The sequence below is a fragment of the Cryobacterium sp. Y82 genome (assembly GCF_002929495.1).
GTDB classification, from domain to species: domain Bacteria; phylum Actinomycetota; class Actinomycetes; order Actinomycetales; family Microbacteriaceae; genus Cryobacterium; species Cryobacterium serini.
Map to the genome: position 1 here is coordinate 1 of NZ_PJJJ01000030.1, position 14,159 is coordinate 14,159.

Genomic DNA, 14,159 nt, shown 5'->3' on the forward strand with positions numbered 1-14,159 from the left:
CGGAGTCGAGCTGGTCGAGCACCCGCCGCGCATGCCGCAGGGAAATGTCCCCGGCCCGCAGCGCATCGAGGGTCTGCGGGCGGGACTCGACCAACACCCGGCTCTCCTGCAGGAGACCTGACGCGGTGCCGGCCGGGATGCGCAGCGCACACGCCATCTCCGCGACCAAGCCCCGCTGAGCCGCGAAAGTCGCGTCCCAATCGTGCTCGCGACCGGGCCCAGCCTGCGGCCGGCCGGTTTCGGCGGTGTTGGTGGTGTGATCCCACGCCTCAGTAAGAACCTCAGCTTTGCTTGCCTGTGCCCAGGCAATGACCCTCTCGAGATAAAGCACCCGGTTGACGAACTGCGCCTGTCGGTGCTGGAACGGGTTCGCGTCAGTGAGCACGTCAAGCGCGGCTGAGTCAGCGGCAGCCGAGTCGAACGGGACAGGACCGAACGGATCGGCGGCGCACGGATCGGCGGCGCACGGATCGGCGGCGCACGGATCGGCGGAGGACGGATCGGCGGAGGACAGGTCGGCGACACACGGGTCGGCGTGGTGCTGGAGAGCGTTGTACTCGGCGAAGATAAACTCCTCGCGGAGGTTCTCGTCGAACAGGTGCTCGGGCGGGACGGCGGCGAACACTTCGGCGAGATCGAGGTCGGCCGGAATGGTCGGACCGTCGGCGAGCTGCACGTCCTGCCGAAACTTCACCGCAAGTGAAGCGGCGGCGGCCTGTGCCGCCGCTTCGGCTTCGGCTTCGTCTTCGGCCTGCCAATCGGACAGGCACTGCAGCCGGAACGCGTCGAAGAATGCGCGGTCTTCAGCCGAAAACGACCACTTGACGAACTCCCCCTCACAAACGTCGTCGAAGTAGGAATCGAAGTCGGAATCGACAAAGCCCGGTTGGGGGGTGTCGCCGCTCTGGCTCATGCTTTGATTCTACCAAAACTATGGCTTGAAGTCGAGGAATTCTCAGTAACTTTTGGATTTCTGTACGAAATTACATTCGGGCCATTTTTCGTGTTTCGAGACCGGTTCGCGTTGGAGAAGGTGATCAACGCGCAGAATTCGACGCCAGTGCCGGTCTGTCTGGAGCAGACCCCCTACCGCGAATTGGGCAGCTACCCGCGACCGACCCAGCGGTCCATTGACCGGTAGACACCGAAAACGCGACCGGCCACGGCGTCCCAGGCCGCCAACGGCAGCACCCCGCGCAGCACCTTCGACAGGTTCACCGTCCACGGCAACAGCAGTTGCGGCTTGCCAGCGAGCATCGCCCGCCAGACCCGGTCAACCACGTATTCCGGCGTCATCAACGGGGTGAGCAGCGGCCCGCGGGCCCCCGTGAACATTCCGGTGTCGATGTAGCTCGGACACACCGTTGTCACCTTGACATGGCCGTGTCCCTGCTGCACCAGTTCCAGCCGCAGCGAATCGCTCCAGCCGATCATGGCCGCTTTCGAGGCGGCATAGACGCTCATACGCGGGGTACTGAGGGTGCCGGCGGCCGACGCGATGTTCACGATGCGTGACTCGCGGTATCCGCTCGCAATCATCGCCGGCAAAAACTCGCGGGTGATGTACATCGGGGCAAGCGCATTGACCTGCATGGTCGGGCGGGTGTCGGCGCCGTTGTCGTGTTCCCAGAAATACTTGCCACGCACGATTCCGGCGTTGTTGATGACCACGTCGGGGTCGCCGATCTCGGTGCGCACCCGCTGCGCGGTCTGCGCGATGGCGCCGAGGTCGGCGATATTGACGACGTAGGGGACGACCTGCGTGCGTCCGTAGGAACGTTCAGACAGGATGGCGGCGGCCTGGGCGAGCGCGGCACCGTCGCGGTCCCACATAATGACCGTTTTCGCCCCCTCAGCGACGCAGCGTTCGGCATACAGGCGGCCCATTCCCATGGCGGCTCCGGTAATCAGCACGCGGGCTCCGGCGACGGTTCGACTCATACCCCCATCATGCCGCCTGCGCGCTCTATTGCGGGACTACGCTCGGGCCAGCGGCAGAATCGGGGAGGTGCGTATGGACTTTCAGACCCTCGCGATCATCTCCGTGATCGCACTGCTCGGGCCGCTGCTTGCGACACCGCGCCGGTGGAACATTCCCGTCGTGATCGGTCAGCTCGGTGCTGGTGTGATCGTCGGCCGCACCGGTTTCAATCTCATCGACGCCACCAACCCCACGCTGACCCTTTTAGCGGATGTCGGGTTCGCGTTGATCATGTTCGTGGCTGGCACGCACGTGCCCGTTCGTTCCGGCGCGATTCGTGCGGCGCTGTCGGCCGGCCTGGTGCGCGCAATTCTGGTGACGCTCACCGCGATCGCCCTCGGCGTGGCTATCGCAATGATCTTCGGCACAAATCATGCGCTCCTATATATAGTCTTGCTCGCCTCCTCGTCGGCCGCGCTCGTTCTGCCCCTCATCCATTCGCTGGGGCTGCGCGGCCGATCGATGCTCGAGCTCACGGCGCAGGTCGCGATCGCCGATATCGCCGCGATCGTGGCGCTGCCGCTGGCCATTGACCCGCCAAATGCCGGCCGTGCCGCCCTCGGCGCTGCCTTGGTGGCACTGCTGGCCGTGGCGCTCTACGTCGTGCTGGCTTGGTTGGAACGTAACGGCTCGCGCCTGCGGCTGCACAAGCTGTCGGAGAACCGCAAGTTCGCGCTCGAGCTGCGCATCCAGCTGGCCATTCTGTTCGCACTCTCCGCGGTCGCCGTATTCAGCCATGTCTCGGTCATGTTGGCCGGATTTGCGCTCGGCCTCGCCGTCGCGGCAGTCGGCGAACCGCGCCGCCTCGCCCGGCAGCTCTTCGCCCTCGCCGACGGATTCTTCGGCCCCCTCTTCTTCGTCTGGTTGGGCACCTCCCTCGCCCTGGGTGACCTTGTCGACCAGCCGCGGATGATCGCGCTCGGACTCGTGCTCGGCGTCGCTACCCTGCTCACCCACGCGACCACGCGCGTGCTGGGCCTCCCGCTGTCGTTTGGAATACTCTCGGCCGCCCAGCTCGGCATTCCGATCGCGGCCGCCACGATCGGCACCCAGCTGCGCGTGCTCGCCCCCGGGGAGGCTGCGGCCCTGCTGCTCGGAGCGCTCGTGACCATCGCGGTGACCGCGGTGGCGAGCGGATGGGCCAAGCCGCGCGCGGCATCCGCTACGCCGGCCTGATCTGACGGTCTACGGCTGGCGAAGCACGAAGCACGAAGCACGAAGCACGAAGCTAGGCTCCTGCGGCGCGACCCGCCCGCACGAACGTCGGCAGGGGCGCATCTGCTGCGGCGCGGACATAGGTGACCAGCACCCTGTCGCTGGCGACCTTCGACCGGGCGGGAAGTATCGGAGTCTCCGGTCGTGTAAACATGTTGATTTCCACGCGCACGACCGGGGCAACGCTCGGGCGGGCAACGCCGCGCAAACCCTGGCTCTCGCCGCCGGAGCCTATGTCTACAAAGGTTGACCCAACTCGAGTGAAGCCGTTCAAGGACGTGACACCCGGCAGCAGCTCAATGCGCGCCATCGCGCCATCCGCAGACTGCCCCCACGCAAGCCTGCGAATTCAGGTCAGTCTCATCTCGATTCCTTGATAGTCGGTAATAATACTGTCCTTCTTTGTTCCGAAGAAAAGGCCGAGATGGTTTCCCCTCTGGGGTGTGCCCGCCGGTGAGTTAGCCAACTTCGCGTAGCGGAGAATATTGTGCGAGTCAAAGCCACCCCCGCCACCGTTGTCCGCGCTAATGGTTTCCCATACTTCAGCGTTTGCCTGGCCATCCAGTCCACTTACCGGATCCGACTCATACGCGACGATGCTCACGTTATCGGAAATATCAAAACTTCCGATCGGCGATCGAGACTCTAGAGTGACCCCACCGTCTCGTATCCCATGGGTTACAGGGCATGGAGGTTACGTGGGGACCACGCGGTAGATCAGTTCGCCGTGGAGGACGGAGATCCAGCCGTCTTTGCTCGCGGCCCACTCTTTCCACGCGTCGCTGATCTCCTGGAGATCCTCTGATGTTGCTAGTCTCGATTCGATGAGTTGCCCTGCAATCGCCGAGTTGAGGATGCGGTCGGCCCACATGCCTCCCCACCAGGCTCGCTCTGCGGGAGTGGAGTAGCACCAGGTGCTCGAGGTAGCGGTGACTTCCTCGAGCCCAGCGGCGTGAGCCCACGAAAGTAAGCGGCGTCCAGCGTCTGGCTCACCACCGTTTGCTCGCGCAGCAGCGCGATACAGCTCAAGCCACCTATCGAGAGCCGGGATCTGCGGCCACCAGCAGAAGCCGGCGTAATCGCTGTCGCGCACCGCCACGATGCCGCCAGGCTTGGTCACCCGCGCCATCTCGCGCAATGCTTGCACGGGGTCGGCGACGTGCTGCAGCACTTGATGCGCGTGGGCTACGTCGAAGGTGGCGTCGTCGAACTCTAGAGCGTGGATGTCCGCAGGCGAAAAATCGATATTGGTCACGCCTCGCTCGTTCGCTGTTGCCCGGGTCAGATCGAGCGCGGCGGTGTCGATCTCGGTGGCGGTGATGCGCGCGACCAGGCCGGCGAGATCGGCCGTGATCGTTCCGGCGCCGGCGCCGATGTCCAGCAGATGGTCCGTGGGCTTCAGCAGCGGGAGCAGGTAAGCGGCGGAGTTCTCTGCCGTGCGAGAACGGTGCGATCGGAGAACGGAACCATGGTAACCGTGCGTGTAGATCGTCATGGAAGCTCCTTCAATTCGTATGGGTCTCAGCAGACTCAGTTTGGCGAGCCAGCCGGGGAGAGAGAAGGCCGTAATCTTCCTAGGAGCGCCGCACCCTTGTTGGCGGATGCAGAGGAGACCGACTGATGCCCAATGAGCTTGGTGAATTCCTTCGGGCACGGCGAAGCGACGCAGAACTGGAACCTCTGACGAACGCCGGTGCGAACCGCCGCCGGGTAGCTGGATTGCGCCGCGAAGAAGTGGCGGCCGCGTCGGGCATCAGCGTCGACTATTACACGCGCCTTGAGCAAGGACGAGAAACACATCCCAGCGACCCGGTGCTAGATGCGCTCGCCCGCGCGCTCCAGCTAAACGTCGATGCCAGCGAGCATCTCTACCGTCTCCGCGCGGCTACCTCGTCGCCCCGGAGTGCGCGCGGAGATGAGCTCGCACTCGGCCAACGCATGGCGGCTCTGGTCGAGGCCGTCCGGCCGAACCCCGCCTACGCACTCGACCGGCTGAGCAACATGGTCGCGGCGAATCCTGAGGGCCTGGCGCTCTACGACGGATTTGCCGATCTCCCGTCCGGGGAGCGAAATACGTGTCGTTACCTCATGACTGAAGATCGGGCGCGCGAGATCTTCGTCGAGTGGGAGGAAGTTGCGCGCGGAGCCGTCGCCCACCTTCGCGCGGCCAACGCCGACAACCTTCACGACACCGAGTTGAAGGCGCTTGTCGCTGAGCTGCGCGAGCAGAGCCCCCTATTCGGGGAGTGGTGGGACGAGCACATCGTCGAGCGCCGACGAGCCTCGCTCAAGCACCTACGCACCCAAGACGGCGAGACCATTGCGCGCCGCTACGAAGTACTGCGCCTCCCCGACGAAGGGATACGCGTAACCATTTGGCTTCCAGAAACCTGACGGGGTCGGAAAACCTCTGAGCCCCTGTCGCGCCACAGGCAACCGCTTTGATCCCCAACCGGGATGCCTCAGAGGAACATCAGCACGATACCGGCGATACCGGCGAGAACACCAATGCCGAGCAGCACCAGGCCGATCAGACGCAGGCCCTTGCCGTCGAGGTCGGGGTCGTGCGTGCGGCACTTTTCGGGCCGGCGATTGCGAAACCAGACGCGCACGTCATCGCCCTCTACCAGATTCTGCGTCTCGTGGGTGTCGGCTGGGCACTCGTGCACATCGCCGTCGTTATCAAACCAGCGGATGACCGTGGCAGGCCCCGACGCGGCGATTACGGCGGTCGTGCGAGTCCAGCGGCCACTAATGCCGCGTACGGACAGTCCGATGATATACAGGACCGCTCCGATGATGAGGCCGACGAGTGTGAGAATCTCGCTAATGATGCCGGCGAAGTCGAGCGCGTGCACTGCCACCGCCGTCCGTTTTCTGTCGTCTGCTCGCGGCGCATACCCCGATGGCTAAAGCGTATCGTTTAGCTCCGCACCGACGGGCCTCTAGGCTCAAACCATGCGATTTGTACTCTTTGTACCTCAGGGCTGGCGACACGATCTGGTCGGAATCGAACCGGCTCTGCAGTGGGCAACGATGAGTGGTTTGGCCGCTCACGCTGATGCCGGTGCGTGGGAATCGATCTGGGTCTCATAAGGAATTTGTAATGCCGTAAGCGGTTGCATGACGCTGCTGAAATAGGGCACGTCAGCGGGTCGTCACAAGTTGGGCGCGACGGTGACCGTCAGAGTGTTCATTTCGGTACCGCTTCTCGCCGCAAAAAATAGGCTTGGGGCAGCCGCCTGTCAAGGTCTGACACACTGGGGTCAATGATGCTCGACAACGAGGTACCGGCGTGGTGGCGCGGCCTGGGCCTGCCCGGACTGGTCGACCTACACACCCATTTTCTCCCAGAGCGGATGCTGCGGCGCGTCTGGGCCCACTTCGACGAGATCGAACCGCTGATCGGTCAGGAGTGGCCGATCCAGTACCGCGACGACCAGGAGTCCCGGCTGGCGACGATTCGCCGGCTGGGTGTGCGCCGTTTTACCGCGCTGTCCTATGCGCATCGCCCGGGCATGGCGGCTTCCCTGACCGATTTCTCGCTCGATCTGGCCGCTGAACACGCCGATTGCGTGCCAAGTGCCACGTTTTACCCGGAGGAAGGCGTGCTCGGGCAGGTGCAGTCCGCCCTCGATCGCGGCGCTCGGGTGTTCAAGATCCATGCGCAGATCGGCGCCTTCGACCTGCGGGAACCGGTGCTCGACCCAGTCTGGGGGTTGCTCGCAGACGCCGGGATTCCGGTCGTGATCCATGTCGGCAGCGGGCCGGTATCGCGGCCGGGTATCACCGGGCCGGACAAGCTTGCGGGGGTATTGGCGCGGCATCCGCTGTTGACGGCCGTCGTCGCCCATCTCGGCGCCCCGGAATACGGCGAGTTCCTCGATCTCGCCGAGCGCTATCCGTGGGTGCACCTCGACACCACCATGGCCTTCACCGATTTCTTCGAGCAACTCGCGCCGTTCGACCCCACGCTGCTGCCACGGCTGGCCGATCTGCCCGACCGGGTAGTGCTGGGCAGCGACTTTCCCAATATCCCGTACCCGTACGCGCACCAGCTGGAGTCGCTCGAACGCCTGCGCGACCGAGAGCCGCGCCTCGATGACGACTGGCTGCGCGCCGTCTGCTGGTACAACGGTCTGCGGTTGATCGGCGAATAAAACGCCGGGCATGTACTTTCGGGTGCTCACCGAGCTCGGACTGGTGAATTCATTGATCCTCCGGTCAGCTTCCAATAGGCCACCGACCAGATCCACCAGGCCCATTAGGAGAAATATACGGTTTGGTCCAGCTCCTCCTGCCTGGATGGTGCGCGGAGCGGGCTACCGACTCATCTGAGTTGATCGCCCAGCTGAAAGCATCCCGGCGCTAGTCGTCCTTGCTTTCGTTTTCGTTGCCGGAGTCGCCACTATCGGAGTCGTCCTGGCTGCCGTTGCCCCTGTTCTCGTCGGCGTCGTGGCCCGAATTGGTCCCGTGGCCCGAGCTGCCGCTGTCGTCGACCGTGTCGTCGACGCCGGGGCCGGAGTTGCTGCCTTCACCTCGTCCGTCGCTGTCATCGGGAGCGTCGGTAACGTCGTCACTGCCATTACCCGATCCGATGCGTCCGTCGCTATCATCGGGCGCGGCGTCGTGGTTATGGTCCGAAGCAGCTTCGGTGGCTGCCGGCGCCGGCGCTGGTTCCTTTGCCATGTCCACACCGACGCCGGCGGTCGAGCGAGGGGAAACGGTGACGGCTTCCAGCTTGGTCTGCGCCGCGCGGGCGATGCCGTTTTGAACGGACTTTATAAGATCATCGCTGAGTAACGGGCCGGTGTAGGTCACGTCGAGCTCACCAGTGCGGAGGGTGGTGGAGTAGTTGCCGAGCGCGTCCGACAAGATGCCTTCCCTGGCGATGGACTCCTCCAGTGCAGCAGGGCTGGTCGCCCGAACCGCGAACCGGAGATCGTGTACCAAGACCTCGGCGACGTGGTAATGGTCCACCCCGGCAACCACTGGGTCCTGGAAGTACGCTCGGTTGACCAGTTCGCCAGCTTCGGCAACGGTACCCCCCATCGGCAGGACGACGATCAGCTCCGGCACGAGGTGCTCAAGCGAGGCGGGGTCGAGTACGTCGGGAGAGATGTCGGACAGGGTTATCTGGCTTTGATTCGCCGCATCATCGAGCACCGTGCGAAGCGCGGCGAGATCAGCGTCGGGAGTCGAGTGGATTGCGATCGCCACCCGGCGTCGAACCATCAGCCCGTCGTAGGTCACGGTAGGCCGGTCGTTGCCCGCATCGGTACCCGTCTCAGCATCGCCGATCAGGCCGGCCGGAACGGGAGCGGTTGTAGGGGGTGACGCCACTGCAGTGCATCCGCTCAGTGCGAACGCGATAAGCACCGCCGTAACAATCTTGGTGAGATTGTTCATCTTAGGTTCCCGTCGCAAACCCCGGCCGGTACACGGGCGGATAGGAATTCATGGGGGTGGTGTCGACGATCGGATAGTCCGAGGTGACCGGGTCGTTGTTTCGCCAATCCCCCACCGAGAACTGCACCATCATGTCGTGGTCTTCGTGCACCAGGTTGTGGCAGTGCACCATGTATCGCCCGCCGGCGTGGGGACCGGTGTTGAACTGCATCAGCACGGTGATGGATTCGTTCTCTCCCGCATAGAAGACGTCTTTGGGCCCACCCTCCCACGGGAATGGCTTGCCGCCATTGGTGTTTCGGGCGATGATTTTGGCGTCGATCAGGTGAATGTGCACGGGGTGGAACCAGCCTCCGGACTCGTTCGTGATGGTCCACTGCTCAACGGAGTACGGCTGGGGGCTGGCGAAGCACCGGGAGAACCCGGATGCCTCAACGTCCTCCCACGTCTCCCCGTTGATGGTCCACTCTCCGCCCTGGCGCTGCACTCGAAGTATCCGCTTCGCTACCGCCATCTCCGGGGTCAGCTTCATCACGTCGAGGCCACCACGCTCGGGGTTTGCCGAGCCCCCGTCGTCGAGCGTTGTGGGGATGGCGGAGATCGCCCCTGTTGTGGAACCCGAGTCGGCCACCACCTGAAACCGCATGATCTTGTTCGTGTTGGCGAAGTTGACGTTGTTCTTGTTGCTCAGGTTGCGCATCTCGATCATCTGGCCGACCCTGTACTTGCGAAAGTCGATCAGGATCTCATAGCGCTCCGCCGTGCCCTGCCGCCAGGACTGCACGGCCTCCACCTTGGGCGTCATGCCTCCGTCGGTGCCGACGACGTAGAACGGGTCACCGGTGGACAGTGTGGGTCGATAGGAGCGAGTGATCGAGGCCACGAGCACTCGAAAGCGGTAGATGCGCGGCTTGACCTTCATCGTCGGCCACGGTACCCCGTTGACCATGATCACGTCACCCCACAGCCCCGCGTGGCCGTTGTCGTTGAATCCCAGGGAGCCGTCCGCGTTGAACATTGCGTCCGAGATCATCAGCGGCACGTCGAACTCGCCCTGCGGCAGTTGCGCCTGCTCGTACTGGTCCGACATCGGGTAGAACCCCGCGAGCCCTGAATACACGTTCTGGCTCGTGACCAGGTGGTTGTGGTCGTGGTACCAGAGCGTGCGCGCGGACTGCCAGTTGGGGTACTGGTAGTTCTTGACTTTGCCCGGGGCAGTGAAGTCGTTGGCGTACCCGTCGTATTGGGGCAACGACGCTGAGCCGTGCATATGGGTAACGGTGTTGAAGGCCGCCGGGTGCAGGAGCCCCGTTGCCGGCAAAGCGTTACGGATGCGTATCTCGGTTCGGGTGCCCTGCCTCACCCGAATGGTCGGGCCGGGAAAAATACCGTTGTAGCCCGCCAGCGTGGTGGAGAGTCCCGGAAGGAGCTGGGCCTGCGCCAGCCTCTCGGTGAGGGCGAATTTGGCGAATGGCCGAGACGGGTCGCCATTATCAAAGCCCGTGGCATACGGCACCAGATCGGGCGGGCGGCGGAATACACCCGCGTACGGAACCGGCATGTTCGCTGGCGCCAGCAGGCTGGGGGTGGGGACAGGGTCCGACAACCTGGCCATGCCGAGGGTGCCCATCGCGCCGACGGCACCGAGTGCGCCCAACTGCAGCAGTTCCCTACGTGTTGTCATGATCACTCCAGAGTGGTGCGTCGAAATGAATCCACGATGAAGAATGCCGCAGCGGCCTTGTGGAAACCTTGCGCGCTGGCGTGGTGTTTGTGTGCACGCTCGGGAACTGCCCCGTTGCCATGCTTACGTGTGGCAATCGAAATACCGTCGTCGTTTCTCAGCATTCGGCCTGCCGCGGTGAATTCAAGCGCCATTACGCCTCAGGAGCGATGATTCGTTGCGAGAAATCGCAAGAAAACGCCGCGCATCACCCGATATTCTGAAGTGGCACGCCCGCTGCGACCGCGGCACTCATTCGAATCGGAGGTTCCCATGTCGATATCTGTTGAAAAAACACACGTAGCTAACGCTTTGGTCGGAGAGCCCGAGGTTCTCGAAGACAGCCTCGCGCAGCACCCCTCCTGGCTCAGCCTCAAGGCAGCTGCGACCTCGCTGCAGGCTGTGCAGTCGCAGAACGGATCGATTACCGACACCGAACGGCACGCGGATGCTGACGTCTCGGTTGCGCGCATCACCGCAGCCCTCCACGACCTCGCGCCGCACTTCGCACACGACGCCGCCTATCTGGCGGCCCTGATCGTGGACTTCGACCGCTGGGCGTCAGACGGATTCGGCGTGCCCGACTTCTACGACTCCCTGATGGCCTTCCAGCCGCAGCAGCACCGGGTGAACGGACTGCGCCACCTCGTGGTGTTTCCGATGTATACGCAAAACGGCAGCGCCAACCGCCTGGTCGAAGCCGTTCTGATCGAGGTCACCTGGCCGGAATTCATCGGCGAACTCGAAGCCGGCTACACGAACAAGCTGTTCGTACCGATTCGTTTTCTCGACTTCACCCCGGGCTACGACACCAACTCGGCCGTACTGTTTCCCGAGACGGTCGCGATGCGCGAGATTCCCACGTTCACCTGGGGGGCGATCTTCGCCGACCGCGAAGCCGCCCGTTTTCGCCGAGTCGTGCGCGCGGCAGCCGAGATTACCCGGCTCGAGCTGCCCGCCGACGCCGCCCTGCTGCTGGGCGACCAGCACCTCACCGAAGAAACCTTCGTGATGTGGGACCTCATCCACGACCGCACGCACATGCGCGGGGATCTGCCGTTCGACCCGTTCATGATCAAGCAGCGCATGCCGTTCTTCCTCTACTCCCTTGAGGAGTTGCGCTGCGACCTGACGGCTTTTCGCGAATCGGTCACGATCGAGGGCAGTGAGCTGGCGAGCCCCGAGGCGCGTCGGCACGCGAAACTGGTGCAGTACGCGGTTATCTTCGACCGCATCTTTCGGTTCGCGATCACCGGCAACCGGGTGCGCAACTATGACGGCCTCGGTGGTCAGTTATTGTTCGCCTGGATGCACCAGCACGGCGTGCTGCACTGGACCGATACCCGCCTCAGCTTCGACTGGGACGCCGTGCCCGAGGTGGTCATCGCGCTCGGAGCGCAGATCGACGAGCTGTACTGGGCGTCGATCGACCGACCGAAGAAGGCGCACTGGCTCGCGGCCTACGAGATGATCTCGAAGACCCTCACGCCGAACCCGGCCTCCACCTGGGCCCGCGGGCTTTCGAACGAGGTGCTCGCCGGTTCGCCGAAGGGGTACACCGACCAGGTTCTCGACGACGAATTTCCGCTGTCGATGTTCTTCGAGGCGCTCGAGAAGAAGATGCGCACGGTCATCGAGTCGACGGCCGGCATCACCGGCAGCGCGGTCGACTGATGAATGCCAGCCCGGCCGTCGCTGGCCGCACCGTGCTGATCGCCGGTGCGACCAGCACGGCCGGTCTGGCCGTCGCAGCTTCCCTGGCGGATGCCGGCGCACACGTCGTCGCCGTCGGCTCCAATCTCCAACGCCTCCAGTCGGTGCTCGCCGTCGCGCCGGACGCTGCGTTGTATGAGTGCGACCTGGCAGATTTTGCCGCAGTGACTGCCCTGGCCGCTCAGCTCTCGCCTATCGACGGGCTCATCCACCTCGTCGGCGGCTGGCGCGGCGGTGGGGGCCTCACCGGTCAGACCGACGAGGACTGGGATTTTCTGCACTCCCACGTGGTCACCACGCTGCGCAACACCACTCGGGCCTTCAACGCCGACCTGCTGGCCTCGCCCGCCGGGCGCCTCGCCATCGTGTCGAGCGTGTCGGTCGACCGGCCAGCTGCTGGCGGCGCGAACTATGCGGCGGCGAAGTCCGCGGCCGAAACCTGGGTGCGTGCGGTCGGTGTGGGATTCGCGAAGGCCGGTGACACCGCCGCGGCGGTGATTTTCGTCGTACAGTCGCTCGACGGGCTCGAAACCGAGCTGGCTGCCCGCGTGACGGGGCTCTGGGACGAGGCGGCAGCATCCGCTAATGGCAGTCGGGTTGTGCTGGTGTCGGAGTACCCCAAAACCTGACGCGTGCTCAGGTCGCAGGCTTTCTTCACCCCCAGTCTGGCCGAAACGCGTTTCTGCACCGTGTGTGTTCCATAAGCTGCACGTGGGGATCCTTGCAGCACCACAATGCCTCGTGGCCAGAACTTGAGCCAGCGCATAACCGGACTCCCCGCCACGATCAGCTTTTTTCGACCAGCGGTTCGCCAACAGCGCGACTCCCACGTCCCAACATCAAGATTGGCTCCAATGACTTTTGCACGTTCTCGTTTTCGATACCGAGGGTCTGCCGTGGCCCTGACGATCGCGGCCGTACTCGCATTCGGCACGCTTTTCGCCGCGCCTGCCAGTGCCAACAGAGGTGATACCGGCCCGGTCACCATCGAAGGTAATCCTTTCATCATCGGCGACCCGATCATCGGGAAAACCCTGACCCTTGACGTTGGTACTTGGGACCACGGGACGACCTTTACGTATCAGTGGCGCTACGCATCGGGCGAGCCCATCGAAGGTGCGACCTCAAGTTCGTTCGCTCCAACCGAAGCTCAGCGCTGGGACCACATCTACGTCGCGGTGACCGGAACCCTGTCTGATACTTCTGAGGTGGCAGCCTCTGCCTTCGTTCGTGTCGAACGGCCACCCATGTCCGAGGGCAGCGTCTCTGTTTCTGGCTCCGCAGTCGTCGGCAGCGTGCTCACGGTCACGGCGGGTAACGACTGGCCGGAGGGCGCAAAGCTCGCGTACTTTTGGGGATGGAGCAATGGCGAGACCGGAGACGGGATCGACGGCGTAACCGGCACTACGTTTACCGTGCCCGCGACTCAAGTAGGTCGGCAGATTGTCGCCGGGATCGTTGCTACCCTCGATGGCGTCGAGGACGCCCGGGTATCTGCACACACTGATTTCGTGACCGCAGCTACCATCCCGGTCGCTACCGTGCCCGTTGAACAGGCTCCCACCACCCCGGTCGCCACCGTGCCCGCTGCCCAGGCTCCCGCCGCCGCGGCCCCGGTCGCCACCTCGGCCGAGCTCGCCGCATTCCTCACCGCGGCCCGCGTCGAAACGCGCACCGCGGCATCGGCTGGCCTACCGGCAACCGGCCTCGACGTGACCAAGCCCTACACGGCCACCGTGGACTGGGCCGCCGCCGACGGCTTCGTTGACGTCTACGCCTACTCGACGCCGACCCTCGTCGGCACGTTCCCCGTCATCAATGGCAAGGTGCAGGTCGTGCTGAGCAGCGCCATGCTCAGTGCGCTTGCGGCAGGCTCGCATACCCTCGTCGTCTCGGGCCAGTCCTCGGGCGCCGTTCAGGCCGTCGCATTCAACATCACGAAGACCCTCGCCGCCACCGGCGTCGATCCCATCGTGCCGATCGGTTCTGCAGCGCTGCTGCTTCTGCTCGGTGCCGCGCTCATCGTCGTGCGTCGCCGACGCACGCTCGCGTAACTCCGCGACAACGTGAAGGGGCGTAGCCAAGTGGCCACGCCCCTTTTCTGTGCACGCTAGCGTG

Annotated in this window: 15 protein-coding genes and 1 pseudogene; 7 read left to right on the forward strand and 9 right to left on the reverse strand. The window is 64.1% G+C overall.

Translation table 11 applies throughout. The features are described 5' to 3' along the window. Together CXY70_RS07025 and CXY70_RS07030 are read right to left on the reverse strand one after the other, a co-directional pair. Positions 1 to 913, reverse strand: a pseudogene (locus CXY70_RS07025) (13E12 repeat family protein); the annotation flags it as partial. A gap of 191 nt (positions 914 to 1,104) precedes the next feature. Then, the gene (locus tag CXY70_RS07030) at positions 1,105 to 1,941 is read right to left on the reverse strand and encodes an SDR family NAD(P)-dependent oxidoreductase (protein WP_104191681.1); all 837 of its coding nucleotides are present in this window, start codon (positions 1,939 to 1,941) and stop codon (positions 1,105 to 1,107) included. Between the two features lie 73 nt (positions 1,942 to 2,014). Here CXY70_RS07030 and CXY70_RS07035 point away from each other — a divergent pair, with 73 nt between their 5' ends. Beyond that, complete coding sequence (locus tag CXY70_RS07035) at positions 2,015 to 3,157, forward strand: cation:proton antiporter (RefSeq protein ID WP_104191682.1); 1,143 nt, start codon at positions 2,015 to 2,017, stop codon at positions 3,155 to 3,157. A gap of 52 nt (positions 3,158 to 3,209) precedes the next feature. On the opposite strand, the gene CXY70_RS07040 is transcribed toward CXY70_RS07035, so the two are convergent. The 3 genes from CXY70_RS07040 to CXY70_RS07050 all read right to left on the reverse strand — a co-directional run bounded on the left by CXY70_RS07040 (position 3,210) and on the right by CXY70_RS07050 (position 4,691). Further along, a complete protein-coding gene (locus tag CXY70_RS07040) occupies positions 3,210 to 3,506 on the reverse strand; it encodes a hypothetical protein (protein WP_104191683.1) in 297 nt (98 codons plus the stop codon). A 39-nt stretch (positions 3,507 to 3,545) separates the two neighbouring features. Further along, a complete protein-coding gene (locus tag CXY70_RS07045; protein ID WP_104191684.1) occupies positions 3,546 to 3,800 on the reverse strand; it encodes a hypothetical protein in 255 nt (84 codons plus the stop codon). 90 nt (positions 3,801 to 3,890) lie between these two features. After that, positions 3,891 to 4,691: a class I SAM-dependent methyltransferase gene (locus CXY70_RS07050; RefSeq protein ID WP_199183393.1), complete on the reverse strand. Its 801-nt coding sequence runs from the start codon at positions 4,689 to 4,691 to the stop codon at positions 3,891 to 3,893. 125 nt (positions 4,692 to 4,816) lie between these two features. On the opposite strand from CXY70_RS07050, the gene CXY70_RS07055 reads away from it, so the two are divergent. Then, on the forward strand, positions 4,817 to 5,590 hold the full coding sequence (locus CXY70_RS07055; RefSeq protein ID WP_104191685.1) for a helix-turn-helix domain-containing protein: 774 nt from the start codon (positions 4,817 to 4,819) through the stop codon (positions 5,588 to 5,590). A 68-nt stretch (positions 5,591 to 5,658) separates the two neighbouring features. Here the strand turns inward: CXY70_RS07055 and CXY70_RS07060 are convergent, their stop codons facing one another. Continuing rightward, positions 5,659 to 6,060: a DUF3592 domain-containing protein gene (locus tag CXY70_RS07060; protein ID WP_233205806.1), complete on the reverse strand. Its 402-nt coding sequence runs from the start codon at positions 6,058 to 6,060 to the stop codon at positions 5,659 to 5,661. 94 nt (positions 6,061 to 6,154) lie between these two features. On the opposite strand from CXY70_RS07060, the gene CXY70_RS07065 reads away from it, so the two are divergent. Both CXY70_RS07065 and CXY70_RS07070 read left to right on the forward strand, forming a co-directional pair. Beyond that, the gene (locus CXY70_RS07065; RefSeq protein ID WP_369852140.1) at positions 6,155 to 6,292 is read left to right on the forward strand and encodes a hypothetical protein; all 138 of its coding nucleotides are present in this window, start codon (positions 6,155 to 6,157) and stop codon (positions 6,290 to 6,292) included. Positions 6,293 to 6,465: 173 nt separating this feature from the next. Further along, entirely contained in the window at positions 6,466 to 7,356 is an 891-nt protein-coding gene (locus tag CXY70_RS07070; protein WP_233205807.1) for an amidohydrolase family protein, read from the forward strand. Positions 7,357 to 7,564: 208 nt separating this feature from the next. On the opposite strand, the gene CXY70_RS07075 is transcribed toward CXY70_RS07070, so the two are convergent. From CXY70_RS07075 to CXY70_RS07085, 3 genes are read right to left on the reverse strand one after another with little or no spacing between them, the layout of a single operon-like run. Then, positions 7,565 to 8,605, reverse strand: a complete 1,041-nt coding sequence (locus CXY70_RS07075; protein WP_104191686.1) for a hypothetical protein — start codon at positions 8,603 to 8,605, stop codon at positions 7,565 to 7,567. Position 8,606: 1 nt separating this feature from the next. After that, positions 8,607 to 10,289, reverse strand: a complete 1,683-nt coding sequence (locus tag CXY70_RS07080; protein ID WP_104191687.1) for a multicopper oxidase family protein — start codon at positions 10,287 to 10,289, stop codon at positions 8,607 to 8,609. 2 nt (positions 10,290 to 10,291) lie between these two features. Further along, the gene (locus tag CXY70_RS07085; RefSeq protein WP_104191688.1) at positions 10,292 to 10,483 is read right to left on the reverse strand and encodes a hypothetical protein; all 192 of its coding nucleotides are present in this window, start codon (positions 10,481 to 10,483) and stop codon (positions 10,292 to 10,294) included. A gap of 118 nt (positions 10,484 to 10,601) precedes the next feature. On the opposite strand from CXY70_RS07085, the gene CXY70_RS07090 reads away from it, so the two are divergent. From CXY70_RS07090 to CXY70_RS07100, 3 genes are all read left to right on the forward strand, one after another. Then, positions 10,602 to 12,002, forward strand: coding sequence for a DUF6421 family protein (locus tag CXY70_RS07090; RefSeq protein ID WP_104191826.1), 1,401 nt, complete (start codon positions 10,602 to 10,604; stop codon positions 12,000 to 12,002). Continuing rightward, the gene (locus CXY70_RS07095; protein WP_104191689.1) at positions 12,002 to 12,670 is read left to right on the forward strand and encodes an SDR family NAD(P)-dependent oxidoreductase; all 669 of its coding nucleotides are present in this window, start codon (positions 12,002 to 12,004) and stop codon (positions 12,668 to 12,670) included. Before CXY70_RS07090 ends, CXY70_RS07095 begins: the two co-directional genes overlap by 1 nt. A gap of 267 nt (positions 12,671 to 12,937) precedes the next feature. After that, positions 12,938 to 14,095 carry a hypothetical protein gene (locus CXY70_RS07100; RefSeq protein WP_104191690.1) on the forward strand — a complete coding sequence of 386 codons (1,158 nt, stop codon included), beginning with the start codon at positions 12,938 to 12,940 and terminating at the stop codon, positions 14,093 to 14,095. The last annotated feature ends 64 nt before the right edge of the window (positions 14,096 to 14,159 follow it).

What these genes read in the sequence shown, in the direction of transcription:
- CXY70_RS07090 (WP_104191826.1), top strand. Translation starts at nt 10,602, where the DNA reads ATGTCGATATCTGTTGAAAAAACACACGTAGCTAACGCTTTGGTCGGA.
- CXY70_RS07065 (WP_369852140.1), top strand. Translation starts at nt 6,155, where the DNA reads ATGCGATTTGTACTCTTTGTACCTCAGGGCTGGCGACACGATCTGGTC.
- CXY70_RS07040 (WP_104191683.1), bottom strand. Translation starts at nt 3,506, where the DNA reads ATGGCGCGCATTGAGCTGCTGCCGGGTGTCACGTCCTTGAACGGCTTC.
- CXY70_RS07050 (WP_199183393.1), bottom strand. Translation starts at nt 4,691, where the DNA reads ATGACGATCTACACGCACGGTTACCATGGTTCCGTTCTCCGATCGCAC.
- CXY70_RS07075 (WP_104191686.1), bottom strand. Translation starts at nt 8,605, where the DNA reads ATGAACAATCTCACCAAGATTGTTACGGCGGTGCTTATCGCGTTCGCA.
- CXY70_RS07035 (WP_104191682.1), top strand. Translation starts at nt 2,015, where the DNA reads ATGGACTTTCAGACCCTCGCGATCATCTCCGTGATCGCACTGCTCGGG.
- CXY70_RS07080 (WP_104191687.1), bottom strand. Translation starts at nt 10,289, where the DNA reads ATGACAACACGTAGGGAACTGCTGCAGTTGGGCGCACTCGGTGCCGTC.
- CXY70_RS07095 (WP_104191689.1), top strand. Translation starts at nt 12,002, where the DNA reads ATGAATGCCAGCCCGGCCGTCGCTGGCCGCACCGTGCTGATCGCCGGT.
- CXY70_RS07085 (WP_104191688.1), bottom strand. Translation starts at nt 10,483, where the DNA reads ATGGCGCTTGAATTCACCGCGGCAGGCCGAATGCTGAGAAACGACGAC.
- CXY70_RS07030 (WP_104191681.1), bottom strand. Translation starts at nt 1,941, where the DNA reads ATGAGTCGAACCGTCGCCGGAGCCCGCGTGCTGATTACCGGAGCCGCC.
- CXY70_RS07055 (WP_104191685.1), top strand. Translation starts at nt 4,817, where the DNA reads ATGCCCAATGAGCTTGGTGAATTCCTTCGGGCACGGCGAAGCGACGCA.
- CXY70_RS07070 (WP_233205807.1), top strand. Translation starts at nt 6,466, where the DNA reads ATGATGCTCGACAACGAGGTACCGGCGTGGTGGCGCGGCCTGGGCCTG.